Genomic DNA, 22,513 nt, shown 5'->3' on the forward strand with positions numbered 1-22,513 from the left:
GAGCAGGTCAGCCCTCGGTCTCCTGCCCCGCACGGTCGGTGACGGCCCGCAGCACGATGGCCTCCTCGGAGGCCGCGCCGGCCCGGAGACCGCCCTGGGCCGAGGTGTCGACGAGCCGGACGCGCTTGTCGCCCAGCAGCTCGCAGGTGTTCCGGTCGAAGATCAGCTGCACCCGGTCCGTCCCGTCCTCGCCGGTCACCCCGATCCCGTGCCGCCCGAGCAGGTCGACGGCGTCGGGAACGACGGACACGCCCGGGAGGGTGGCGACCGTTCGGCAGAACGCGGCCCCGACCGCAGGGGGCATCAGCTGGGTCGTCAGCAGGGACTCGGCCTCGCGGAAGGCGACGAGATCCGGGTCCAGGTCCTGGTCCTTGCTGCTGCTCCTGGCGCCCGCGCGGAGTAGGGGCAGCAGCTTGTCCGGGTCGGTGGGTAGCGCCGCGAGGTACCGGTAGGTCGGCTCGGCGAGGCTCGGCGGCACGTTCTGCCGGTTGCCGCTGAGCTTCATCGTCCCGTGCCACGGATCGACGATCAGCCCCTCCGACCTGCCGTCGGCCGAGCTCCAGACCTTGCGCACGCAGGCCGACCCGCCGTCGATCCGCTCCACCGTCCGGGTGTGGACGAACTGGCCGTCCCTGACGTCCGGCGCGGGCCTGGCGGCCGCGGCCGTCGCCGCTTCGGCCAGCTCCCGGAGCGGGTCCTTGGTGGTCGGGTGCTCCGTCGGGTCCGCCGCGGCGGTGCCGGCGGTGCCGGCCGTGGCGGCCGCGGCGGCCGTCGGGCTCGCCGAAGCGCTCGGGGCCGCCGCGCCCGCCGGGCAGGGCGCTGGCGGCCCCGAGCGGCCCGGGGCGTTGGCCGGCGCGATCGCCGTGCGACCGCCGGTCGCCTGCTGCCCCGGGATGATCAGGGCCGTCGCCGCGGCGAGGCCGACGACCAGCGGCGGCGCCGCCAGCCAGCCCAGGCGCCGCCGGGACCGCGGCTTCCTGACGGCCGGGTTCCCTGCGATCTCGCTCATCAGATGCTCCTTCAGCATTCGGTGGCGGTCGGCGGAGAGTCGCTCGGGTGTGTCGTTCACCAGAGGTCCCCCCGCATCGACCGGACCGCCTCGGGGCGGCTGCCCGGTACCTGTCCGGAGGCGACGGCCAGTTCCATGGAGATCGTCAGTTCCTGTTCTGTGAGGAGGCGCAGACGGGTGCGCGCCCGGGACAGCCGGGAGCGTACGGTGCCGATCGGGACGCCCAGGGCCTCGGCGGCGGAGGCGTAGTCCAGGCCGACCCAGACGCACAGCCGGAAGACCTCGCGTTCGCCCCGCCGCAGCCCGGCCAGGGCCCGCTGGACGGCGGCCAGCCGGGAGTCGTGGTCGAGTCGGTCGACCAGCTCGTCGGCGAAGTCCGGTACGGGCCCCCGCTCGGGGAGCCTGGCCATGGCGGCCCGGTGCCGGCGGGCGGCCCGTGCGGTGTTGCGCAGGATGTTGGTGGCGATGCCGAACAACCAGGGCCGCAGGTCCTCGGCCTCCTCGCGCAGCTTGCCGCGCAGGCGCCAGGCCTCCAGGAAGGTCAGCGAGACGGCGTCCTCGGCCGCCGCCCAGTCCCCGAGGGTCCGGAGGGCGTACCCGTAGATGCCTTGGGCGTGCGCGTCGAAGAGCTCCGCCAGTGCGCTCTGGTCCCCGGCACGTAGTCGTGCCCGCTGTGAAAGTTCCACACCGATCCCTGTCCGCCCGGCCCGCCGGGTTCCCTGTGATCCCGCTCACTCCGCGCGGCGCCCCCCTGCCGTTGCTCGCCGGACCGGACGATCCGTCAACAGGTCCTGTCCGTCAGGTCGGCCCGAAACGGTCGTCTTTACATGAGCATGCCGCTACAGTGCTGCGATCCGACCCCCACTCGGTAGACGGAGCATCATGACGATCGCACGCAGGTCCATTCTCAAGGGCACGTCGGCGGCCGGGGCCGCCCTGGTCGGCGCGGGCGCCTCCGTCGGTCCGGCCAACGCGGACGGCGGCGCGGCCGGCCCGCCGGCGAGCCCGCTGCTGCAGGCCCGCCCGCACCGGATCGGTGCACCCGCGGTGAGCGGCCTGCACCTCCAGTTCGGCACCGACCCCGCCAGCGAGATGACCGTCTCCTGGATCAGTCCGCAGTCCGTCAGCCGCCCGCTGGTCCGGCTCGGCTCGCCCGGCGGCGGCCCCGGCACGGTGGTCGAGGCCGAGACCCGCAGCTACCGCGACGCCCTCGGCAAGGACGAGGTGTACGTCCACCACGCCCGGCTCACCGGCCTGCGCCCGGCCACCACCTACCTCTACAGCGCCGGACACGACGGCGCGAATCCCGAGACCGGCAGCTTCACCACCGCCCCGCGCGGCCGCACCCCCTTCACCTTCACCAGCTTCGGCGACCAGGCCACCCCCAACCTGCGCCGCCACCTCGTCTTCCCGGAGGGCATGCCCTCGCCGCTCGGCAACTACCCGGTCTACATGAGCAGCCAGATCGGCTCGCCGCACGCCGCCGACATCGTCGCCGCCGTGGAACGCGTCGGCCCGCTGTTCAACCTGGTCAACGGCGACCTCTGCTACGCCTCCTACAGCGGCCGGCACGGCCAGAGCCGCACCGCCACCTGGGCCGACTGGTTCATCAGCAACAGCCGCTCGGCCCGGCTGCGCCCCTGGATGCCCTGCGCCGGCAACCACGAGAACGAGAGCGGCAACGGCCCGATCGGCGCCGCCGGCTACCAGACCTACTTCACCCTCCCCGACTCCACCGCCGACCGCGACCAGGAGACCCGGGGCATGTGGTACGCCTTCACGGTCGGCTCGGTGCGGTTCATCAGCCTCGCCAACGACGACGTGGCCATCCAGAACTCCGGTGAGACGTATCTGCGCGGCTACTCCGGTGGTGCCCAACAGCGCTGGTTGGAGCGGGAGTTGCGGACGGCCCGGAGCAGCCGGGCGATCGACTGGATCGTGGTCTGCATGCACCACCCGATGATCTCCAGCTCCAAGCACGGCTCCGGCAGCGACCTCGGCGTGCGCGAGGCCTGGGGCCCGCTGTTCGATGCCTACGGGGTCGACCTGGTGGTCAGTGGCCACGAGCACTACTACGAGCGCTCCCACCCCGTCCGCGGCACCCTGCCGAACGACACCCGCACCCCGGTGCCCACCGGCACCGACCCCCGGGTGGCCGACACCGGCCTCGGCACCGTCCACATGATCATCGGCGCCGGGGGCAACGCCGCCACCACCCAGGACGACCTGTTCGAACGCCCCCAGGGCCGGGTGGTCATCGGCCTGGAGCCCGAGCCCGCCCCGGGTGCGCCGTACCGGGAGTCGGTCTGGCTCACCGAGGACGCCCCCTGGGCCGCCTACCAGGACCGCACCCACACCCATGGCTTCGCCGCCTTCGAGGTCGACCCCGGCGACCGGCGCGGGGGCACCACCACGATGCGGGTCACCTACTACACCTTCGACGGCCCGTACGGGGACCTCACCCCGGTCGACACCTTCACCCTCCGTCGGCGCCGCACCGACGGGCACGACTGACGGGTACGACTGACGGCCCGAAGGGCGGGCGGGACGCGGCCCGGCAGGCGGCCGCGCCCGCTCAGCGCCGCGCGCGGGCGGCGGACGGATCGACGAGGCGGTCGTCGACGAGCCGGGTGCCGGCCTGCTTGACGTGCCTCAGCACCGGGGAGACCTCCATGCTCTGCAAACCGGCCAGCGACCCGACACGATCCGACGTGAACTCGAACAACTCGTCGAGGTCCCGGCAGTGCGCGACGGCGTGGAGGTTCCAGGGACCGGAGACGGCCGCGACGAAGGCGGTCTCGGGCTCCTGCGCGAGCGCGCGGCCCACGCTCTTCACCGCCGACGGGTGCACCCGGAGCCAGAGGTTCGCGCGCGCGTGGTAGCCCAGGGCCGCGGCGGCGATCTCCACGTCGATGTGGACGACCCGCTGCTGGAGCAGGACTTCGAGGCGCCGTGCGACGCGCCCCGGAGTGAGGTCGGCTGCCGCGGCGAGATCGACCAGACTGGCACGGCCGTCCGCGGCGAGTGCGTCGAGCATCCGCTCGTCCTCGGGGGTGAGCCGCAGCGGCTCGCGGCTGACCACGGGAGCCTCGGTGAAGGGGGGCCCGCTGCTCCCCAGCGCGGTTTCCTCCTCCGGGGTCAGCGTGCCCTGCAGGGCGGACCAGTAGTGGCCGCGGCCGCCGAGGAACTGCCGGAGGACGGCGAAGGCGTTGATGTCGAGCACCGCGGCCGTACGGGGAAGCCGCTGCCCCAGGAGGTCCTCGCGCTGTTCCCTGGTCCGGGACTGGGTCGCGCAGGTGATCTCGCAGCCCGCCGCGCCGAGGGCCACCCAGTTGACGTCGGCCCGCTCGGCGAGTGCATCGGCGATCGCCACCACACTGCCCGGGCGGCAGCGCAGTCGCACCAGCCACCTGCTCTGCCCCAGGGCGCCCGGGTTGACCATGCCGGCCACCCGGATGACCCCGTCGGCGCGCAGACGGCGGTACCGCCGGTTGACGCCTCCCTCGGTCAGCCCGAGGGCGGTCGCGATCGCGGCGAACGAGGCCCGCGGCGCGATCTGCAACGCCCGGATGATTCGTACGTCGTCGGGCTGCAGTGCAGCGGATTCCGTCATCAGCGCCCTGTTCATGCGGGCAATCGTACGAAAACGCGCCGGTGGCTCGCCCGCGACGCGGTGCGGACGGAACACTCCGGAGCACGACGTCCGAAGCACGGACTCGAAGCACGGACTCGAAGAACGGAGATGACACCGGATGTCATCGGCTGGTACTGAACAACACCCACCCACCGCACTCATCGTCGGGGCCTCCCGCGGCCTCGGCCACGCGATGGCGGCGGAGTTCCTCGACCGGGGCTGGCACGTCGTCGGCACCGTCCGCGACCCCACCGCCCGCACGCCGCTGCACGGGCTCGCGGACCAGGCGGACGGGCGGGTGACCGTCGAGCACCTAGACGTCAACGACCCGGCCCACCTGCCCCGGCTGCGCGAACGCCTGGCGCACCGCCGACTCGACGTGCTCTTCGTCAACGCGGGCACCGCGAGCCATGAGCGGACACCCGTCGGCGCCGTCCCGACGGCCGACTTCATCGAGGTGATGGTCACCAACGCGCTCGGCCCGATGCGCGTCATCGAAGCCCTCGAAGACTTGGTCCCCCCGGCCGGACTCATCGGGGCGATGACCTCCGGACAGGGCAGCATCACGAACAACACGACCGGGGGCCGCGAGCTCTACCGGGGGAGCAAGGCGGCCCTGAACATGTTCCTGCGGAGCTTCACCGCCCGGCGAAGCGGGACGCGGCGCTCCTTCGTCCTCCTGGCGCCGGGCTGGATCCGCACCGACCTGGGCGGTCCGGACGCGCCGTTCACCATCGAGGAGACCGTCCCCCTGCTGGTGGACGTCCTGCTCTCCCGACTGGGCACGCCCGGCCTGGCCTACCTGGACCGCTTCGGCCGGACCGTCCCCTGGTGAACCCGGTGACGGACGCCCGCCGCGCTGCCCGGGGGACGCGCCTAGGCGCCCGGGTCGCCGGCGGGCAGGGCCGTCCCCGCCGCACCCTCCCCTGCCGTGTGGCACGCCGTGCACGCGTTCCAGTACGGCCACGGCCGGCCGTCGTCGGTGGTGCGGTGCGGCGCGACGGTCATGTCGGAGGCGTCCAGGCCGCACAGGGTGAGCGGACCGCAGAGGCCGGAGTCGTCCGCCGGGGCGGAGTGCGCCAGGCGCACGGGGCTATCCGGGTCGGCCGGCTCATGGTCGGGGCCGAGGAGCCGGACATTGGTCGGAGTGTCGGGTTCGAGCACGATGACGGTGTTCATCTCCTCAACGTCGCCGCCGATCTGTCACGTTGCACGCGCAGAGCGGCATCCGGACCAGTCGACGGCGGATCCGGAGGCCCGGGCCGGGGCGCACCCCGCGCCCCGGCCCGCACGACGGCCCGCTACGGTCGGCCGGATCGAGGCTTCCGCGTCCGGCCGGACCCGGCCCGGTCCGGACGCCTCCTGCCGAAGGGCGGGCGGGGGAGCAGCGCCCGCCCGCCCGCGCCGGGCGGGGTCAGCGTCGGAACAGGCCGGTGAGCACGTCCCACCAGTTGCGCCGCTGCGCCGGGACGGTGGCGGCGGTTGGGGGAGCGGGGGTGGCCGCGGCCCGCTGGGCGGCTTCCAGGGCCCGGGCCGCCAGCTCCCGTTCCTCCTTCACCCGCTCGGCCTCGGCCACCGACTCCGGGTCGGGATCGATCTCGTGGGCGGTGAACTCCACCGGCAGCGCGGTGAGATGGCGCGAGATCCAGGCCGAGCTCCAGGTCAGCTCCTCCTCGGGGACGGCCAGTCGGAGGTCCGGGAGGAGGGTAAGCAGGATGTCGATTCCGGCCTCGGCGACGTGCCGTCCGATGTCCTGGCCGGGGCACTCGTGCGGCCCGGCCCCGAAGGACAGGTGGGAGCGGTTGCCGTACAGCGGGGTGGTGAGGTCGGGCCGGACCACCGGGTCGACGTTGCCCGCGGCGAGGCCGAGCAGCAGGAGGTCCCCGGCCCGGATCTGCTGGCCGCCCAGCTCGGTGTCGGCGGTCGCCCAGCGCCCGGCGACCAGGGACATCGGCGGGGAGTCCCAGAGCACCTGGTCGAGCGCCTCGCCCAGGGTCATCTGGCCCCCGGACAGGTGGGCGCGGAAGCGCGGGTCGGTGAGCACCATCTTCAGCGAGTCGGCGATCAGGTTGACGGTCGTCTCGTTGGCGGCCAGCAGCACCACCCGCAGGTGCTCCATCACCTCGTCGTCGCTGAGCTTGGCCGGGTGGGCGAGCAGCCGGCTGGTCAGGTCGTCGCCGGGGGACTCGTGCTTGATCGCGATGGTGCGGCGCAAGCTGGCCACCACGTACTCGTTGCTGGCGATCGCCGTCTCGGTGCCCTTCATCAGGTCCCGTGCGGCGTCGACGAGTTGGGGGCCGTACTCGTCGGGCATGCCGAGCAGCTTGGTCATCACCAGCATCGGCAGGTGTTCGGCGAACTGGGTGATCAGCTCGGCCCGGCCGGTCGGCCCGACCACCTGCACCAGGTCGGTGGTGAAGCGGCGGACGTGGCGGCGGATGCCGCGCCGGTCGAAGCCGTTCAGGCCGTCCAGCACGGCGTTGCGCAGTCGGCGGTGCTCCTCGCCGTCGGCGAACACGCAGATCGGCTGCCAGGCGAGCACCGGCAGCAGCGGGGAGTCGGGCGGTACCTCGTCGTTGCGGAAGGCGCTCCACAGCCGGGAGTCGCGGGAGAACAGCGAGGGGGTGCGCATCGCGGTGATGTTGGCGCCGTGGCCGAGGATCAGCCAGGCCCGCTGGTCGCCGTGCAGCAGCACCGGGGCGACGTCGCCGTGCTCGGCGCGCAGCTTCTCGTACAGGCCCGCCGGGTCGGCCTCGGCCTCCGGGCCGTAGAGCCGGCGCAGTCCGCCGGGGCCGACCGGCTCGATCGCGCGCCCGTGGGCGGGGCAGCCGGGCGGCGGGACGGGGGCGGCGTCGTCGGGGAACGGGGTGGTCACAAGGTCTCCGGTCGCGAGGGTCGCAGGGTCGCAGGTTTCAGGGGCGTGGGGCGGAGTCGGACGTGGTCGGCGGACGGGTGGTGGGCGGTCAGCCGACGGGCGGCGCGGCCAGTTCGTAGAGGTAGCGCATCAGCGTCATCAGGGTGTCCCGGCTGGACTCCCGGCTGCGGGCGTCGCAGGCGATGATCGGCACCTCGGCGGGCAGGTCGAGCGCCTGGCGCAGCTCGTCCAGCGGGTAACTGGGTGCCTCCGGGAAGCCGTTGACGGCCACTACGAAGGGCACGCCGCGGTCCTCCAGCCGGCCGATCACCTCGAAGCTGACCTCCAGCCGACGGGTGTCCACCAGCACCACCGCGCCGAGCGCCCCCTCGAACAGGCCGTTCCAGAGGAACCAGAACCGCTCCTGCCCGGGGGTGCCGAAGACGTACAGCACGAGCTTGTCGCTGATGCTGATCCGGCCGAAGTCCATGGCGACGGTGGTGGAGGTCTTGCGCTCGACCCCGGTGGGGTCGTCCACACCGACCCCGGCCTGGGTCATGGTCTCCTCGGTGGTCAGCGGGCGGATCTCGCTGACCGCGCCGACCAGGGTCGTCTTGCCGACCCCGAACCCGCCGACGATCACCACCTTGACCGCCGTGGTGACGGTGTTCGGCAGCAGGTCCGCGCTCGCCGGGCCGACGACCGTGTCAGAGCCGCTGAAGTCCATGGATCACCGCCTCCAACAGGGCACGGTCGGGGAGTTCCGCCGCCGGGATCGCGGCGCGGGCCTCGATGTGCCCGTCGTCGAGCAGGTCCGCCAGCAGGACGGTGACCACGCTCGTGGGCAGTTCGAGATAGGCGGAGACCTCCGCCACCGAGAGCGGCGAGCGGCACAGGCGCAGGATGGCCGCGTGCTCGGGCTGCATGGCGGGGGTCGGTTCCGCGAGGGAGACGATCAGGGTGACCAGGTCGAAGACGCCCGGCCCGGAGGGGCCGCTGCGGCCCCGGGTGATCACGTACAGGCGATCGGGCTCGGGTCCGTCCCAGCCGCCGCCCTGCTCGGCGGTCATGTCACTGCCTCACTGTGCTCGTTCACGTGCCCGCCCCGGGGCCCGGGTCCGCGGGCCGGGTCACGCGACCGCCTCCGGGTTGCGCGGCGGGGTGGAGAGGTGCTCGCCGATCCGGTCCACCAGGTCGCGCATCTGGTGGCTGACCAGCCCGGCGTCCACGCCCTCGTCGGCGAGCACGGCGAGGTAGGCGCGTTCACCGGCCGACATCAGGTAGAAGTAGCCGCCGTCCACCTCGATGACGACCAGCTTCATCGCGCCGTTGCCGTGCGGGAACTCGTGCCCGACGGCGGCGGCCAGGCTCTGCAGTCCGGCGCAGGCGGCGGCCAGCCGGTCGGCGGTGTCCGGGTCGGCGCCGTACTGGGCGATCCGCAGGCCGTCGGCGGAGAGCACGATGACGTGGCGCACGTACGGGACGCTGTGTGCGAGGTCGTTGAGGATCCAGTCCATGTTGCTGCGGTGCGGAATCACTGCTCGCCTTTCCCTGCCGTCTCTTCACTACTGGTCTGTCCGGCGCTGTTCGGTGCGGTGCCGCCGGGCCCGGTGTCGCTGTTCGACCTGGTGCTGCCGGGGCCGGTGCTCTTCTCGGTGCCGCCGGTGCCCTTGTAGCCCTCCATGAAGGCCTCCAGCCACAGGCCGGGCTGCTTCTTGGGGCGCGGCGCCGGTGCGGCCGGTCCGGCCGTCGGGCCGCTGGGCTGGGCGGTGGTGCCGCGTGCGGGCGTGGCGAAGGCGGCCCGGCCGGTGACGTTGCTGCGGCGGCGCTGGGGCAGGCCGTTCGCGGTGCGCTCGGTGACGATCACCTCGTCGTCCCCGCCGTTCGCGCCGGACGGCGGCGGCCCCCACGGGCTGGTCGAGCCGAAGGACGGTCCGACACCTGCCGACTGCCCCGGTCCGGGCGTCTGGCCCAGCCCGGTGGACGGGCCGGTGCCGGTGGTCCGGGCGCCCCAGGGGCGTGCCGGGGCCGCGTGCCGGGGCGGGTTGGCCGGGAGCGGGCGGGGGCCGGAGAAGGCGCCGATGCCGTGTGCGCGCCCGGTCGGGGGAGCGGTGGTGAGCAGCTCCTGCGGCACCACCAGGACGGCGCGCACGCCGCCGTACGCGGAGCGGCGCAGCGACACCTGGAAGCCGTACGCCTGGCAGAGCCGGCCGAGGATGGCGAAGCCCAGTCGGGGGGACTCGGTGAGGTCGTCGAAGTCCTTGGAGACCATGGCCTCGCGCATCGAGCGCTCGGCCCGGATCCGGGCCTCGTCGGTGAGCCCGAGCCCGCCGTCCTCGACCTCGATCGCTATCCCGCTCTGCACTTCCGAGGCGCTCAGGTGGACGTGGGTGTGCGGCGGGGAGTAGCGGGTGGCGTTGTCGAGCAGCTCGGCCACCGCGTGGATCAGTGGTTCGACGGCCGGGCCGGTGACCGAGATCTGGGCCACCGGGTGGAGGTCGACCCGCTGGTACTCGAGGATCCGGGACATCCCGCCGCGCAGCACGCTGTAGAGGGCGATCGGTCGGGTCCACTGGCGGCCGGGCCGGGCGCCCGAGAGCACGGCGATGGAGTCGGCGAGGCGGCCGACCAGGGCGTTGCCGTGGTCCAGGCGCAGCAGGTCGTCGAAGACCGCCGGGTCGTTGCCGTGCCGGTCCTCCATCTCCCGCAGGTCCTTGGCCTGGCGGTGGATGATCGCCTGCACCCGCCGGGCCAGGTTGACGAAGGCGCGCTCGGCGGAGTCGCGCCGGCTGACCTCGTCGTCGACGGCCTGGGCGATGCCGCGCACCACCAGCTCCAGCGAGCGGCGGAACCTCTGCGACAGCAGCGCGTTGGGGTGCTGGAAGGGCTGGAGCAGCACGTCGATGGACGACCCGTACCGGGCGCCGCCGACCAGTCGGCGCAGCTCGCCGGTGGCCATCCGCTCGATCTCGTCCTCCTGCCCGGCCAGCTTGCGGTTCAACAGGTCGACCTGGCGGGTGTGTTCGTCGCTCAGTTCGGCCAGGGCCCGCCCGCGGCGGGCGGATTCGGCGGCGACCACGGCGACCAGCACGGTGGCCGTCGCCCCGCACCACAGCACCTGGGCCCGGGCTCCGGCGGACACCACCACCGCGGCGACCGCGACCGCCGCCGCCATCACGGCGGTGGGCAGCAGCCAGCCGAGCAGGGGCGCGGGGCGCCGTCTGGCGGATGACGATCCAGCTCGAAGCATTCGGCAATCCTCAAACGATCGGAACAGAACGGGGACGGGCGACGACCGGCTCCGGAGGCGTGGTGCTGCAGCATAGCCAAGTTCAGGACATCCTGACCGAAACTCAAAAATACTGTCCGTCAACCGACTTGTGACAACTTGCCGGACATGCCAGACATCTCGCACACCTGTTGCAGTCCGCTCGGTCACCGCCCGGTCACCAGGCTTCTCGCCCGGCCGCCCGCGCACCGGCAACCCGGCCGGGATTCGCTCATGTGAAGGGTTTCCGGGCCAAGTCGCCACGATCGGGAGCGAGTTCGTGCTACGTCCGGCCGCCGGGGCCAGTTGATCACTCCTCCGGGGGACGTGGCGCACGCGTCGGCGTGCCGCAACATCTGTTGCCCATCTAGGCAATGGTCGTTGACGTGGCCTCCGTCCGGTCCCTAGAGTGCGGGCCATGGACATCGATGACCCCGGTCGACGGGTGGCGGAGGACGTGGCGGGCGACGGCGGACTGGACGGCCTGCGGCGGCTGTCCCGGACGATCGACGCACTGGAGGAGCGGCGCACCGAACTGGTCGAGGAACTGCGCCGAGGCCGCCACGCCACCTGGGAGGAGATCGGCCGGGCCTGCGGAATGACCAGGCAGGGTGCGACCCGCCACTGGGCCGGACGGCTGCGCGCCCGCTCCTTCGGCCTCGCCGCCTCCTCCTACCAGCACGGCCGGCCCGGCTACCCCCAGGCACTGATCGGCTCCGCCGTACCGCGCGGGGCCCGCCGGGTGCTCGACCTGGGCGCCGGGACGGGCAAGCTGACCAGGCTGCTGGTCGACGCCGGACTGGACGTGGTCGCGGTCGAACCCGATCGGGGCATGCGCGACCGGCTCGCCGCCGCCGTCCCCAAGGCGGCGGTGCGGGCCGGCACCGCCGAACGCATCCCGCTGCCCGACGCCAGCGTGGACACGGTGGTGGTCGCCCAGGCCTGGCACTGGTTCGACCAGGCCACCGCCGTGCCCGAGATCGCCCGGGTGCTCTCCCCCGGCGGCACCCTCGCCCTGATCTGGAACATCCGCGACGAGACCGAGCCCTGGGCCGCCGCCCTCGGCGCCCTGATGCACCGCTCCAGCCGGCAGCAGATCGACAGCGCACCCGACGTGCCCGCGCCCTTCGGCGCCCCCGAGCGGCTGGAGATCCGGTGGGAACACCCCACCACCCCGGCCGGCCTCCTCGACATGGTCGCCTCCCGCAGCTACGTCATCGCCCTGCCCGAGGCCGAACGCGCCCGTCTGCTCGCCGACGTCGAGCACCTGCTCGCCACCCACCCCGGGGTGGCCGGCCGGGACGAGATCGCCATGCCGTACGTGACCAGGTGCACCCGGGTCCGGCTCGGCTGAGCCGTGGCGCCTGCCCGGCGGATCTTTCCGGGGGCGCGAAGACCGCCGGACAGGCCCTCCCTCCGGAGCCGCGGAGCCCCACCCGCCGGCCGGCGCGCCCACCGGCTGGCGGGGGTGCGCGGTGCGGAGCACGGTGGTGGGTATGGACGACGCGGCCTTCGGCAGGCTCCTCGGCGACCTGCTCGACCGGGCCCACCGGGCGGCCCCCGTCGAGCTGGCCCCCCTGGTGGACCACGCGGCCAGGGCCATGGGCCTGGCCGGTGCCGCCGTCTACCTGGCCGACGTCCAGCAGATCCACCTGGTCCCGCTGCCCGCCACCCCGGGGCCGGCGCCGTCCGGGGAGGGCACGCGGGACCCGGAGGGCATCGAGGGCACCCTCGGCGGCTGGGCCTACCGGACCCAGTCGGTGCGCATCTCCTCCGAGGACCACCTCACGCTGTGGCTGCCGCTGCTGAACGGCAGGGAACGGATCGGCGTCCTGCGGCTGACCGCCGACGCCCTCGACGCCGCCACCCTCTCCCGCTGCCACACCCTCGCGCGTCTCGTCGCGCTGGTCACCGCCTCCAAGGCGGCTACCAGCGACGCCATCCTGAAGCTGGTCCGCACCCGTCCGATGAGCCTCCAGGCCGAACTAGCCTGGGCCTTCATGCCGCCGCTGACCATCGGCACCACCGACGTCACCTCCAGCGCCGTCCTGGAACCGGCCTACGAGATCGGGGGCGACGCCTTCGACCACGCCCTGGACGAGCGACACCTGCACCTCGTCGTCATCGACGCGATGGGCCACGACGTCGCCTCCGGCCTGTCCTCGGCCCTCGCCCTGGCGAGTTGCCGCTGCGCCCGCCGTAGCGACGCGGGCCTGGCCGGGATCGCCGCCGCGGTGGACCAGGCCCTCGCCACCTGGGCGCCCGCGCGGCTGCTCACCGCCGTCTTCGCCCAACTCGACCTCGCCACCGGCCGCCTCACCTGGGCCAACTTCGGGCACCCCGCCCCACTCCTCATCCGCCGCCACCGCGTCGTCCCGAACGCCCTGATCCGGCCCGCCCAACTCCCGCTCGGCCTGGGCCCCGAGTACCCCGCCCCCACCTTCCGCGTCGACCACGCCCAGCTGGAACCCGGCGACCGCCTCCTGATCCACACCGACGGCGTCACCGACGGCCGGGGCCCGTCCGGAGAACTCTTCGGCGAGGCCCGCCTGATCGACACCGTCGTCCGCGCCACCGCCGCCGGCGAGGCCGCACCGGAGGCCCTGCACCGCCTGATCCGCACGATCCTCGACCATCAGAACGGCCGCCTCACCGACGACGCCACCATCCTCCTCGCCGAATGGCACCCCGCCGCCTAGATGACTGATGCCAAGGGCTCGGTGGCTTGCATGACATGAAGGGAGAGAAGTCCACAGGACGCTACGGCAGCGGATCGGCGTCGGGGTCGGTGTCGATGGAAAGGACGATCTTGCCGCGGGTGCGCCCCGACTCGCTGGTGGCGTGGGCCTCGGCGGCGTGCTCCAGGGGGTAGGTGCGGGCCAGGGAGACTCGCAGCAGGTCCTGGTCGACGAGGGTGGCGAGGGTGGCCAGGTCCTCACCGGACGGGGTGAAGGACAGCTCGACCAGCCCGAGGCCGAGCGCGTCGGCGCGTGCGCGCAGGGCGGTGCGGTCCGGGCCGGTGCCGCGCACGTCGACCAGGACGCCGCCGGCCCTGAGCACCTGGAGCGACCGCAGGCCGTAGTCGCCGCTGATCGGGTCGATCACCGCGTCCACCCGGCTGCCGTCGGCGGCTAGCTCGGCGGCGAAGTCCGTCGCGGTGTAGTCGAGGACTTCGTCCGCACCCAGCCCGCGCACGAAGGAGTGGTTGGCCTCGCGAGCGGTGCCGATGACGTAGGCGCCGCGTGCCTTGGCCAGCTGGACTGCCAGATGGCCAACGCCGCCCGCCGCCGCGTGGACCAGCACCCGGCTGCTCTCTTCCACCGTGCCGGCGCGCTCCAACGCCTGCCACGCCGTCAGCGCGGTCACCGGCAGCGCCGCCGCCTCGCGCAGGCCCGGGCGCCGGGGCGCGGCGGCCAGCTGGGACTCGGGGACGGCCGCGTACTGGGCGTAGGAGCCGCGCGGCGGGATCGTCACCCCGTAAACGCGGTCGCCCGGCTGGAATCGGATGGCTCCCGGGCCGGTCGTCTCGACGGTCCCGGCGAGGTCAAGGCCGATCGAAAACGGCGGGGTCCCGAAGCGGCGCACCTGTCCGGAGCGGATGCGCCAGTCGGCGGGGTTGACTCCGGCGTACGCGATCTTGACCAGGACCTCGCCCGGGCCCGGTTCCGGCACCGGCACATGGGCCGCCTCCAACACCTGCGGCCCGCCGTACTCGCGGACGACAACCGCACGCATATCGCTGCCCATGGAATCCCCTTGGTGATCGACGCCGACGGGGACCGGGCCGCTCCCGATCGCCTCGCCATGGCGATCATCCTGGTCGCCGTGGGTATAGCTTGTGAAGTAGGTACCTGAAGGGTATTCAGGTACCTCATGGATACCGACTCGCGCCGCAGCCCCGCCGACCTACTCGCGACCTACCGCCGCAGCTGCCCCTCCCGCACAGTCGTCGAGGTCCTCGCCAACAAGTGGTCCCTGTACGTCCTCGCCGCCCTGCGCCGCTCCCCCGGACCACTGCGATTCAGCCAGCTGCGTCGCCTGCTCGACGGCGTGACGCAGAAGATGCTCACCCAGACCCTGCGCGCCCTCGAACGCGACGGTCTCGTCGCCCGCACCGTCTACCCCACCGTGCCCCCGCGCGTCGAGTACTCCCTCACTGATCTCGGACACGCCGCCGGCGAGCTCACCACCGCCGTCGCCGACTGGGCCGTCGACCACGCCTCCCGCGTCCACGCCGCCCGCGCCGCCTTCGACGCACGCCCCGAGGAGCCCAGTCTTCTCTAGACGCGATGCCAAGGGCTCGCTGCGCGCATAACACGAAGCGAGAGAGTCCAAAGATCGGTTGTGACGCCTGATCTGGACTCCCTCGCGACCGCACTCTACGTGAAGACCGACGACCTGCTGAAGGAATCGCCGCAGCTGGCTCCGTGGCAGCCCGAAATCGGTATCGCGCCCAGGCTCAGCGACGCCGAGCTGGTCACGCTCGCGGTGATGCAGGCCCTGCTCGGCCACGTCTCCGAACGCCGCTGGATCCGCTACGCCCGCTCCCACCTGCGGCACCTGTTCCCGTACCGTCCAGGGCAGTCCGGCTACAACCGGCGTCTGCGCAAGGCCGCCGACCTGATTGCCCGCGTCAACCGGCTGCTGGCCACCGACACCAGTCTGTGGACCGACAACGTCCGGGTGGTCGACTCCACCCCGATCGAATGCGGGCGCTCCCGCGAGACGGTCAAGCGCTCCGACCTGGCCGGCTGGGCCGAGTACGGCTACGGCGCCAGCCATTCGCGATTCTTCTGGGGCCTGTGGCTGCACCTGGTGTGCACCCTGCACGGCCTGCCCGTCGCGTTCGCGCTGACCGGCGCCAAGGCCGACGAGCGCACCACCCTGCTGGACATCCTGGACACCGAGACCGCCCTCGTGGCCGCCCGGCCCGGCCAGACCCTGATCGGGGACAAGAACTACTACGGCGCCGCGTTCGAGCGTCAACTCACCGAACTGGAGCTCCGGCTTCTGCCTCCCGCCCGCAAGGGCGAGGCCGAACGGGCCGGATCGCAGCTGTTCAAGCCGTTGCGGCAGATCATCGAGTCCGTCAACGACACCTTCAAGGGACAGCTCGACCTCGAACGGCACCAAGGCCGCACACCCGGCGGTGTCATGGTCCGTGTCCTCCAGCGGATCCTCGCGCTGACCGCCGCGATCTGGCACAACGACCACACCGGTCAGCCCGTCATGCGCTCGCTGACCGCCTATGACCACTGAACCCCTTGGCATCGGTCATCTAGAACCGCCCCGGCCCCGTCGACCGGTGCGGCGGGTCACCGGCCGGGTCATCGAACTCCTGCTCTTCGAGGACGAGTCGAACCACCAGCTGATCGCCGCAGCTCATCATGACGCCGCAGGAACACCGTCACCAGGCCGTTCGGCAGGCCGACGCCCCGGCGGGACACGGCTGACAATTGTCATGGTGCGGGGGTGTGGCAGCACACTGCCGCCGGGCACCGGGCGGCGGCCACGATGAGGGCATGACCTCCACCGACCTGCACCACCCCGACATCCGTCGGGCCTTCCGCACCGTACGGCGGTGCGTGACCGTCTACCTCGGGCTCAGCGCCGCCACGATGGTGGCCGCCTTCGCGCTCCGCTCGCACACCGACCTGATCACCCCGGCCGTGTGGATCCGCGGCATCCTGGTGCTGACCGGGGCCGCCGTCACCCTGCTGCTCACCGTCCGTGCGGCCGGCGGCTCCCACGGCGCCTTCCGGCGGCTTCGGATCATCTCCGGGGTGATGCTGGTCGCGATTGCTGCGATCATCGCCGTACCGGGCGTCTTCCCGGTCTGGATGAAGATCGAACAGGGCCTGTGCGGCCTCGCCCTGCTGGGGGTGGCCGTGGTCATCAACGGACGGCGGCTGCGCACGCTGTTCGCCGCCCGGCCCTGAGGAAGGACGCAGGCGTGACCGACCTCGACCGCGAGAGCGCTCCGGGGCAGGAGAGCCCGCCCGCGCCCGGCCTGCACTGGGCGGGCGGAGTGCGGCGGATCCTGCTGGGCGCCGGGATGCTGGTCTTCCCGGCGCTCACCGCGATGGCGATGAGCGGCAATGTCGGGGGGTCGGCGGCGGTCGCCGGGTACGCCGTGGTGGTCGCGTTCTGCCTCTGCTACGTGCTCCTCGCGATCGTCGTCGGGCGCGCCGGGGGCCGGTACCGGGCGCGGTGGATCAAGGCGCTGCTGGCGGCGATGGCCGCCCTGTTCCTGGCCGCGCTGCCGTCCGCCCACGAGGACGCCTTCTTCCTCGCCACCGTCCTCGTCTCCGCGGTCGCGGTGCTGTGGGGCCGCCACGCCCTCAAGGCCGCGGCTGCCGGAGCGCTCGCCGCCCTGCTGGTGCCCTGGGCGGTGCCCGCCTGGCACACCGGGCCCGGCGGCTTCCAGGCGCTGGCCCTGCTGTTCACCTCGCTCACCTGCGGCGCCTTCGCCGAGATCGCCGCCACCAACCAGGCCCTGGTGGCCGCCCGGGCCGAGGTCGCCCGCCTCGCCTCCGAGGCCGAACGCAACCGGATCGCCCGCGACCTGCACGACCTGCTCGGCCACTCGCTCACCGCGATCACCGTCAAGTCCCGGCTCGCCCAACGGCTGGCGGTCAAGGACGTGGACCGGGCGGTGGCCGAGATGACGGCCGTGGAGAAGCTGTCCCGGCAGGCCCTCGTCGATGTGCGCGCCGCCGTCACCGGCTACCGCGAGGTCACCGTGACCGGCGAACTCGCCCGCGGCCGCGAACTGCTGCGCGCCGCCGGGGTGGTGGCCGACCTGCCCTCGGCGGCTGACGCGGTCGGGCCGGAACACCGCGAACTCTTCGGCTGGGTGCTGCGCGAGGGCATCACCAACGTCGTCCGGCACGCCCGCGCCGCCCGCTGCTCCGTGCTGCTCAGCGCGACCTCGGTGGAGATCCGCGACGACGGCCCGGGCGGCGGCCTGGTCGGCGGCGGCAAGGGCCTGACCGGGCTGCGGGAACGGGTCACGGCGGCGGGCGGTACGGTCGAGGCCGGCCCGCTCGACCCACGCGGATGGCGACTGCTGGTCACCGTCCGGCCGCCCGAGCTCCGACCCGGCAACCGCCCCGAAGGGACGACATGACGATCCGACTGCTGCTCGCGGAGGATCAGGAGCTGGTCCGCACCGCGCTGCGCGCCCTGCTCGACCTGGAGGACGACTTCCAGGTGGTCGAGGCCGCCCGCGAGCACCGGCCGGACGTCGCCCTGCTGGACATCGAGATGCCCGGACTGGACGGCCTGGCGGCGGCCGCCGTGCTCGCCCAACAGGTGCCCGGCTGCCAGGTGGTCATCCTCACCACCTTCGGCCGGGCCGGCTACCTGCGCCGGGCCATGGAGGCGGGTGCGCTCGGCTTCGTGGTCAAGGACGCCCCGGCCGAGGTGCTCGCGGATGCCATCCGCCGGGTCGCGGCGGGGGAGCGGGTGGTGGACCCGGAACTGGCCGCCGCCACCCTCGCCGCCGGGGCCTCCCCGCTGACCGCCCGCGAGCGCGACGTCCTCAACGCCTCCCGCTCCGGGGCCGGAGTCGCCGAGATCGCCGGGAAGCTCTACCTCTCCGAGGGCACCGTCCGCAACTACTTCTCCGCGGCCATCGCCAAGACCGGCAGCCGCAACCGCACCGAGGCCCTGCGGGTCGCCGACGAGCGCGGCTGGTTGTAGGCCCCGTCCGGCACTCGGCCGAACGGGGCCTCTCGCTGTCTGACCGCCCGCCAGGGCGGTGCACGGTGTTGACCAGCGGGCGCGTCAGATCGGCAGGTCCCACCCGGGGCCGTCCTCGGCGCCGAGCCACACCCGCTGACCGGCGGCCGAGACCGTGATCCCGAACCGTTCCTGGTGCGGCTCGTTGGCGGCATGCCACTGCTGCACGGCTCGTTCCACCCGGTCCCACAGGCGCACGGGGCCGCGTTGGACGACGGTCCACCCACCGTCAGGGTTGGGGGTAGTCCGGGCCTGGGAACCGGTGGCCACGTCCCACAGGATCTGTTCGGCCCCTGCCCCCATGCGTTCGGCCGAGGGGGCCGCGAGCTGCGCGACCCACCCGCCCGTCCAGTCGTCGAGCTTTGCGGGGTCGATCTGGCTCGGACGCTCCTCCCCGGGGAGCAGGGCCAGTGTCGGGCGGGGCGGCCGGTCGTGCGGCCGGGCGATCATGAAACTGGTGTACCCGGGGAGGAATCGGCCCGTGGCCTCTCCGGGGCTGGTCACGTCGAGCAGCGCGAGGGCGTTGGCGTAGCTCCACCCGGAGAGCGTGGCCAGGATCTTCCCGCCGGGCTTCACCTGGTGCAGCCAGGGCAGCGGGACGTACCGGACCGAACAGGTGGCAATGAGCCGGTCGTACTGCCCGCCCTGCGGGTCGCCGCGCAGCCCGTCACCGATGATCAGCCGGGGTGCGAAACCAGCCGCTTTGAGTGCCGTAGCGGCAGCCCCGCCGACCACCGGGTCGTACTCGATGCTGGTCAGGTTGGCGTCCCCGAGGCGATGCGCACCGAGGGCGGTCGAGTACCCGGTTCCGGTGCCGATCTCCAGCACCCGCTGACCCGCCTGCGCGCCGAGTTGCTGCCACATCCGCAGCACCAGGGACGGCAGGGTGGACGACGACGACGGGGAGCCGGTCACGGCGTCCTCGGTCACGTCGTCGGGCCTGATCCGGCCGTCCAGTTGGGTGATCAGCGTCTCGTCGGAGTAGACGCCCTCCAGCCACCCGGGATCGCCCTCCCGGACGGGCCGGTAACTGGTGGGGACGCTTCCCGCCACCGGCAGGAAGTAGGACCCCGTGAACAGCTCGCGGGGAACCGTGGTGGCCGCGCTGCGCCACTCGGGTTCGGTGAGGGTGCCCTCCTCGGCGAGTCGGTCCGCCAGGGCGCTGCGAAGCTGAGCCGATGTGCTCACGTGTCGGGGCCTTTCTCCAGTTGGTCGGTTAGAGCTTGGGCGATGGCGGCGGTGGTCTGCGCCGGCTGCCACGCCCATTGGCCGTTCGGGTTGCACTCAAGGAAGTACCAGTCGCCCGCAGGGGTCACTGCGAAGTCGAACGCGCCGTAATGCAAACGGAGTTCGGCGAGGTAGGCCGCGACCGCACGGGCGACCGACGCGGGTACTTCGATCGGTGTGCACGTCATCAGGTCTTGACGGTAACGCCAGTCGAGATCGGGGCTGTCGATCCGGACCCCGAACAGTCGGGCGCCCACGGCGGTGACCCGCGCGTCGAACGCCTTGTCCACCTTGGCTTGGAACATGTGGGGGCAGACGGACACGGCGTCGGTGATCTCGGCGGCGTGCACCTCCCGGACCCACACACTGTTCGGCTGATCGTCCACGCGGTAGGGCGTGTTCCACACGGGTTTGTAGACCACTCCGCCGGACTGCTGGGAGGCGAACGTCCGCGCCTCGTCCGGGTCGTCGGTGATCACCGTGCTGGGCACCAGGAACCCGCAGCCCTGCGCGGTCGAGAGCTGCGCGGGCTTGAACTCGGCGGCCCGATTGCTCCACGGGTGATTCACGTAGTGCGCGCCAGGCAGCGACGCGAGGATGCCCCCCGCGCCCCACAGGGCCTGCTCTGCGGCGAACCGGCGGTCCTGGCCGCTCAACTCCGGCGGTCCCTCGTAGGGCGAGGGCCTGCGTACCCACACGGACCGAATCCGCGTGGTGTCGATCGCCCGGCTCGCCGTGCGCAGGGTGCCCCGCTGGTCGCCTGTGCGGTACGTGGCGGTCAGCGAGGCACCCGCGTGCAGGTCGGTGCCGGGGTCGAGACGGACCACGGGAACCCGGCGCTCGGCGAGAAGCCGCAGCACCACGTCCGCAGTCACGTCGTAGGGGTTGGTCAGCACCAGTACCGGCCTGCTGTCACGCATCAGCCGGAACTCTGGTCCTGGTCGTACGACTCGGTGCTGTCGGAGTCGGTCGCGCCACCCGGGCCCGACCCGTCACCCGGGGTGGTCGTGGTGGGCGTCAGGCCGCTCGTGCTGGTGCCGTGGCTGCCCAGCTCGACCGTCCGACCGTGCTCGTCCACGATCGCCGCGACCTGGGTTTCGGGGTCGATCACGGGCGTGTACTGCGGAACCGTGGTGGTGGCCGCGTACGGCTCCATCCGCTGGGTGCCCCCACGGTGCGGGCGTCTGCGTCATCTGTGCTGTACCTCCGTTTTCTGCGAACGTCGAAGTTCAACACCTCGGCCGTGAAGCCGAGTTGCCAATCCCACCCCGACCGAGTCGCCCTGTCCAGGGCCGAGCTGGCCGGAGTGGCCGTGCCCCGCGCCGTGCATGGGGGTTGAAGTGCCGGGAGCGGGAGTTGGGGCCCGTCCCGGCGGGGGTGTCGACCCTTCCCCGCCCGCCGGAACGGGAGTTCATGGGGGCGCGGCTACCCGCGCCCGAGGGGACGTGCCTTGCGGAGCGGGGCCGACTCGCCGGGGCGCGTCCACCCGAGGGGGAACAGCACCGGTTCACCCGGGAACAGCGCGGCCCACTCGGCGGTCATGACACCGCCCCACCGGCCGCACGTCAGGCACCGCCAGACCGGCCCGCCCGGACCGCTCAACAAGGCACCCGGTTCCGTGGTCGTCTCGACCTCGTGTCCGGCGCCCTCGGGGCACTCGCGCATCTCCGCTCCATACCGTGATCCGTCTGTGCCCCGCCCCGGTCGTCCGAGCCGTCCAAGTCCCGTCACCGGGGCGGGGGTTGTGCAGCCCGGTGCAACGCAGGCAACGCCGGGAGTCGAGCGGTCGGGCTACTGCCGAACCCTGGTGCCCCATCTCGACCGGGGCCGGGCGTGCCGAGCGCGGTGGGTGCGCCCGGTCGCCGACTTGTCCCGTTTGGCCATCGCGGCAACTGCCTTGCCGTGCAAGGTCGATATGCAGTCGGCGCAGGCGAGCAGCCCGGCCGTGACTCCGCCGGCTGCGGTGACCGGGCCGAGCCAGAGCGCGCGGACCGAGGTGCGCCCGCGGTAGAGCCAGCAGTCCCCGGCCGCCCACGGGTTCCCGTCGTGGGTCTCGGGCGGCTCCGGCAGCCGTCCCGCGCCGATCTCGGCCAGCGTGGGCAACGCCTCGGCAGCGAGGGTCACGGAGGTTCTCCGGGGTGGATGTGACGAACAGTGACCCGCAACCGGGACCGCCTGGCGGCACGTCTCCGGTGTCGGAACCACGTCTCCCAGTCACCGCCGTAGACGATGCCGAGCATGGCGACCGCCAGGGCGAAGAACCACCGCACCCACCGACGCGCGGCGTGCGGGGCGAGCTTGGCGAGGGCGACCACCAGAGCGGCAGGCCCGAGAATGACCGCCACGGCCACGGCGCAGGCGGCAAGAGTCTTGCGGCTCACGCCGGTTCCTCCTCGGGCACCAGCACCATCGGGACCGAGGCAGCGTCCAGGCTGTACGACCGGTGGTCCTGGTTGAGCCACGTGTGAGTACGCGCCCACTCCGCCACGGCCGCCACGTCGGCACTCGGCCGGGACGTCTCGCCGCACATGGTGCCGTCCTCGTCCTCGGACACGCAGGACAGGACGTACCAGGCCGGAGCGATCCGAGGGTCATCCGGGCGCAACTTCCAACCCCCGAACCGAGTAACGATCCGGTTCGTCTCCTGGCAGTCCGTGTGCGTCAGCACCGACGGGAGTTCCCTGGTCGGCATGCTGCTCATTCGGCCTCCAAAACGCTGAATGCCCGTCACGTCACATGGACGGTACGGGCACTCAAGGCGGCCGAGAGGCACAGTTC

Annotated in this window: 25 protein-coding genes; 9 read left to right on the plus strand and 16 right to left on the minus strand. The window is 72.9% G+C overall.

Annotated features, from left to right (window positions below; translation table 11 throughout):
• Window positions 1-7: 7 nt before the first annotated feature.
• Window positions 8-1,009 (minus strand): CU044_5270 family protein, encoded by a 1,002-nt coding sequence (locus ACZ7BZ_RS01960; protein WP_470356656.1) that lies wholly within the window; start codon window positions 1,007-1,009, stop codon window positions 8-10.
• A 56-nt stretch (window positions 1,010-1,065) separates the two neighbouring features.
• Window positions 1,066-1,695 carry an RNA polymerase sigma factor gene (locus ACZ7BZ_RS01965; protein WP_470356657.1) on the minus strand — a complete coding sequence of 210 codons (630 nt, stop codon included), beginning with the start codon at window positions 1,693-1,695 and terminating at the stop codon, window positions 1,066-1,068.
• A 196-nt stretch (window positions 1,696-1,891) separates the two neighbouring features.
• Here ACZ7BZ_RS01965 and ACZ7BZ_RS01970 point away from each other — a divergent pair, with 196 nt between their 5' ends.
• Complete coding sequence (locus ACZ7BZ_RS01970) at window positions 1,892-3,523, plus strand: purple acid phosphatase family protein (protein ID WP_470356658.1); 1,632 nt, start codon at window positions 1,892-1,894, stop codon at window positions 3,521-3,523.
• A 61-nt stretch (window positions 3,524-3,584) separates the two neighbouring features.
• On the opposite strand, the gene ACZ7BZ_RS01975 is transcribed toward ACZ7BZ_RS01970, so the two are convergent.
• A complete protein-coding gene (locus ACZ7BZ_RS01975; RefSeq protein ID WP_470356659.1) occupies window positions 3,585-4,637 on the minus strand; it encodes an Lrp/AsnC family transcriptional regulator in 1,053 nt (350 codons plus the stop codon).
• Between the two features lie 124 nt (window positions 4,638-4,761).
• Between ACZ7BZ_RS01975 and ACZ7BZ_RS01980 the strand changes: the two genes are divergently transcribed.
• Window positions 4,762-5,478 (plus strand): SDR family NAD(P)-dependent oxidoreductase, encoded by a 717-nt coding sequence (locus ACZ7BZ_RS01980; protein WP_470356660.1) that lies wholly within the window; start codon window positions 4,762-4,764, stop codon window positions 5,476-5,478.
• 41 nt (window positions 5,479-5,519) lie between these two features.
• Here ACZ7BZ_RS01980 and ACZ7BZ_RS01985 read toward each other — a convergent pair whose 3' ends face one another.
• From ACZ7BZ_RS01985 to ACZ7BZ_RS02010, 6 genes are all read right to left on the minus strand, one after another.
• Window positions 5,520-5,822 (minus strand): hypothetical protein, encoded by a 303-nt coding sequence (locus ACZ7BZ_RS01985; RefSeq protein WP_470356661.1) that lies wholly within the window; start codon window positions 5,820-5,822, stop codon window positions 5,520-5,522.
• A 235-nt stretch (window positions 5,823-6,057) separates the two neighbouring features.
• The gene (locus ACZ7BZ_RS01990) at window positions 6,058-7,518 is read right to left on the minus strand and encodes a cytochrome P450 family protein (protein WP_470356662.1); all 1,461 of its coding nucleotides are present in this window, start codon (window positions 7,516-7,518) and stop codon (window positions 6,058-6,060) included.
• 88 nt (window positions 7,519-7,606) lie between these two features.
• On the minus strand, window positions 7,607-8,224 hold the full coding sequence (locus ACZ7BZ_RS01995; RefSeq protein WP_470356663.1) for a GTP-binding protein: 618 nt from the start codon (window positions 8,222-8,224) through the stop codon (window positions 7,607-7,609).
• Window positions 8,205-8,567, minus strand: a complete 363-nt coding sequence (locus ACZ7BZ_RS02000) for a DUF742 domain-containing protein (protein WP_380462756.1) — start codon at window positions 8,565-8,567, stop codon at window positions 8,205-8,207. The genes ACZ7BZ_RS01995 and ACZ7BZ_RS02000 overlap by 20 nt, the downstream gene beginning before the upstream one ends.
• Window positions 8,568-8,627: 60 nt before the next feature.
• Window positions 8,628-9,014 (minus strand): roadblock/LC7 domain-containing protein, encoded by a 387-nt coding sequence (locus ACZ7BZ_RS02005; RefSeq protein WP_380462758.1) that lies wholly within the window; start codon window positions 9,012-9,014, stop codon window positions 8,628-8,630.
• A gap of 17 nt (window positions 9,015-9,031) precedes the next feature.
• A complete protein-coding gene (locus tag ACZ7BZ_RS02010; protein WP_470356664.1) occupies window positions 9,032-10,747 on the minus strand; it encodes an ATP-binding protein in 1,716 nt (571 codons plus the stop codon).
• Window positions 10,748-11,183: 436 nt separating this feature from the next.
• On the opposite strand from ACZ7BZ_RS02010, the gene ACZ7BZ_RS02015 reads away from it, so the two are divergent.
• Window positions 11,184-12,119 carry a class I SAM-dependent methyltransferase gene (locus tag ACZ7BZ_RS02015; RefSeq protein ID WP_470356665.1) on the plus strand — a complete coding sequence of 312 codons (936 nt, stop codon included), beginning with the start codon at window positions 11,184-11,186 and terminating at the stop codon, window positions 12,117-12,119.
• 142 nt (window positions 12,120-12,261) lie between these two features.
• Complete coding sequence (locus ACZ7BZ_RS02020; RefSeq protein WP_470356666.1) at window positions 12,262-13,464, plus strand: PP2C family protein-serine/threonine phosphatase; 1,203 nt, start codon at window positions 12,262-12,264, stop codon at window positions 13,462-13,464.
• A gap of 61 nt (window positions 13,465-13,525) precedes the next feature.
• Here the strand turns inward: ACZ7BZ_RS02020 and ACZ7BZ_RS02025 are convergent, their stop codons facing one another.
• The gene (locus ACZ7BZ_RS02025; RefSeq protein ID WP_470356667.1) at window positions 13,526-14,512 is read right to left on the minus strand and encodes an NADP-dependent oxidoreductase; all 987 of its coding nucleotides are present in this window, start codon (window positions 14,510-14,512) and stop codon (window positions 13,526-13,528) included.
• Window positions 14,513-14,638: 126 nt separating this feature from the next.
• On the opposite strand from ACZ7BZ_RS02025, the gene ACZ7BZ_RS02030 reads away from it, so the two are divergent.
• The 5 genes from ACZ7BZ_RS02030 (at window position 14,639) to ACZ7BZ_RS02050 (ending at window position 18,469) form a co-directional block, all read left to right on the plus strand.
• Complete coding sequence (locus ACZ7BZ_RS02030) at window positions 14,639-15,049, plus strand: winged helix-turn-helix transcriptional regulator (protein ID WP_470356668.1); 411 nt, start codon at window positions 14,639-14,641, stop codon at window positions 15,047-15,049.
• A 60-nt stretch (window positions 15,050-15,109) separates the two neighbouring features.
• Entirely contained in the window at window positions 15,110-16,024 is a 915-nt protein-coding gene (locus tag ACZ7BZ_RS02035) for an IS982 family transposase (RefSeq protein ID WP_470356669.1), read from the plus strand.
• A gap of 263 nt (window positions 16,025-16,287) precedes the next feature.
• Window positions 16,288-16,704, plus strand: coding sequence for a hypothetical protein (locus tag ACZ7BZ_RS02040; protein WP_470356670.1), 417 nt, complete (start codon window positions 16,288-16,290; stop codon window positions 16,702-16,704).
• Window positions 16,705-16,718: 14 nt separating this feature from the next.
• Window positions 16,719-17,894: a sensor histidine kinase gene (locus tag ACZ7BZ_RS02045; RefSeq protein WP_470356671.1), complete on the plus strand. Its 1,176-nt coding sequence runs from the start codon at window positions 16,719-16,721 to the stop codon at window positions 17,892-17,894.
• The gene (locus ACZ7BZ_RS02050) at window positions 17,891-18,469 is read left to right on the plus strand and encodes a response regulator transcription factor (protein ID WP_470356672.1); all 579 of its coding nucleotides are present in this window, start codon (window positions 17,891-17,893) and stop codon (window positions 18,467-18,469) included. Before ACZ7BZ_RS02045 ends, ACZ7BZ_RS02050 begins: the two co-directional genes overlap by 4 nt.
• An 84-nt stretch (window positions 18,470-18,553) precedes the next feature.
• On the opposite strand, the gene tgmC is transcribed toward ACZ7BZ_RS02050, so the two are convergent.
• From tgmC to ACZ7BZ_RS02080, 6 genes are all read right to left on the minus strand, one after another.
• The gene (gene tgmC, locus ACZ7BZ_RS02055) at window positions 18,554-19,696 is read right to left on the minus strand and encodes an ATP-grasp peptide maturase system methyltransferase (RefSeq protein ID WP_470356673.1); all 1,143 of its coding nucleotides are present in this window, start codon (window positions 19,694-19,696) and stop codon (window positions 18,554-18,556) included.
• Complete coding sequence (tgmB, locus tag ACZ7BZ_RS02060; RefSeq protein WP_470356674.1) at window positions 19,693-20,655, minus strand: ATP-grasp ribosomal peptide maturase; 963 nt, start codon at window positions 20,653-20,655, stop codon at window positions 19,693-19,695. The genes tgmC and tgmB overlap by 4 nt, the downstream gene beginning before the upstream one ends.
• Entirely contained in the window at window positions 20,655-20,891 is a 237-nt protein-coding gene (locus tag ACZ7BZ_RS02065) for a putative ATP-grasp-modified RiPP (protein ID WP_470356675.1), read from the minus strand. Before ACZ7BZ_RS02065 ends, tgmB begins: the two co-directional genes overlap by 1 nt.
• Window positions 20,892-21,526: 635 nt before the next feature.
• Window positions 21,527-21,859 carry a hypothetical protein gene (locus ACZ7BZ_RS02070; protein WP_470356676.1) on the minus strand — a complete coding sequence of 111 codons (333 nt, stop codon included), beginning with the start codon at window positions 21,857-21,859 and terminating at the stop codon, window positions 21,527-21,529.
• Window positions 21,856-22,116 (minus strand): hypothetical protein, encoded by a 261-nt coding sequence (locus ACZ7BZ_RS02075; protein ID WP_470356677.1) that lies wholly within the window; start codon window positions 22,114-22,116, stop codon window positions 21,856-21,858. Before ACZ7BZ_RS02075 ends, ACZ7BZ_RS02070 begins: the two co-directional genes overlap by 4 nt.
• Window positions 22,113-22,436, minus strand: coding sequence for a DUF7848 domain-containing protein (locus ACZ7BZ_RS02080; RefSeq protein ID WP_470356678.1), 324 nt, complete (start codon window positions 22,434-22,436; stop codon window positions 22,113-22,115). Before ACZ7BZ_RS02080 ends, ACZ7BZ_RS02075 begins: the two co-directional genes overlap by 4 nt.
• Window positions 22,437-22,513 lie beyond the last annotated feature (77 nt).

It is taken from the genome of Kitasatospora sp. NPDC036934 (genome assembly GCF_055608425.1).

Coding starts and splice junctions, on each gene's coding strand:
- ACZ7BZ_RS01980 (WP_470356660.1), top strand. CDS start 4,762: ATGTCATCGGCTGGTACTGAACAACACCCACCCACCGCACTCATCGTC.
- ACZ7BZ_RS02080 (WP_470356678.1), bottom strand. CDS start 22,436: ATGAGCAGCATGCCGACCAGGGAACTCCCGTCGGTGCTGACGCACACG.
- ACZ7BZ_RS02050 (WP_470356672.1), top strand. CDS start 17,891: ATGACGATCCGACTGCTGCTCGCGGAGGATCAGGAGCTGGTCCGCACC.
- ACZ7BZ_RS02015 (WP_470356665.1), top strand. CDS start 11,184: ATGGACATCGATGACCCCGGTCGACGGGTGGCGGAGGACGTGGCGGGC.
- ACZ7BZ_RS01960 (WP_470356656.1), bottom strand. CDS start 1,009: ATGAGCGAGATCGCAGGGAACCCGGCCGTCAGGAAGCCGCGGTCCCGG.
- ACZ7BZ_RS02000 (WP_380462756.1), bottom strand. CDS start 8,567: ATGACCGCCGAGCAGGGCGGCGGCTGGGACGGACCCGAGCCCGATCGC.
- ACZ7BZ_RS02020 (WP_470356666.1), top strand. CDS start 12,262: ATGGACGACGCGGCCTTCGGCAGGCTCCTCGGCGACCTGCTCGACCGG.
- ACZ7BZ_RS02040 (WP_470356670.1), top strand. CDS start 16,288: ATGACCTCCACCGACCTGCACCACCCCGACATCCGTCGGGCCTTCCGC.
- ACZ7BZ_RS02005 (WP_380462758.1), bottom strand. CDS start 9,014: ATGGACTGGATCCTCAACGACCTCGCACACAGCGTCCCGTACGTGCGC.
- ACZ7BZ_RS01975 (WP_470356659.1), bottom strand. CDS start 4,637: ATGAACAGGGCGCTGATGACGGAATCCGCTGCACTGCAGCCCGACGAC.
- tgmB (WP_470356674.1), bottom strand. CDS start 20,655: ATGCGTGACAGCAGGCCGGTACTGGTGCTGACCAACCCCTACGACGTG.
- ACZ7BZ_RS01970 (WP_470356658.1), top strand. CDS start 1,892: ATGACGATCGCACGCAGGTCCATTCTCAAGGGCACGTCGGCGGCCGGG.
- ACZ7BZ_RS02065 (WP_470356675.1), bottom strand. CDS start 20,891: ATGGAGCCGTACGCGGCCACCACCACGGTTCCGCAGTACACGCCCGTG.
- ACZ7BZ_RS01995 (WP_470356663.1), bottom strand. CDS start 8,224: ATGGACTTCAGCGGCTCTGACACGGTCGTCGGCCCGGCGAGCGCGGAC.
- ACZ7BZ_RS02030 (WP_470356668.1), top strand. CDS start 14,639: ATGGATACCGACTCGCGCCGCAGCCCCGCCGACCTACTCGCGACCTAC.
- ACZ7BZ_RS02025 (WP_470356667.1), bottom strand. CDS start 14,512: ATGGGCAGCGATATGCGTGCGGTTGTCGTCCGCGAGTACGGCGGGCCG.
- ACZ7BZ_RS02010 (WP_470356664.1), bottom strand. CDS start 10,747: ATGCTTCGAGCTGGATCGTCATCCGCCAGACGGCGCCCCGCGCCCCTG.
- ACZ7BZ_RS01985 (WP_470356661.1), bottom strand. CDS start 5,822: ATGAACACCGTCATCGTGCTCGAACCCGACACTCCGACCAATGTCCGG.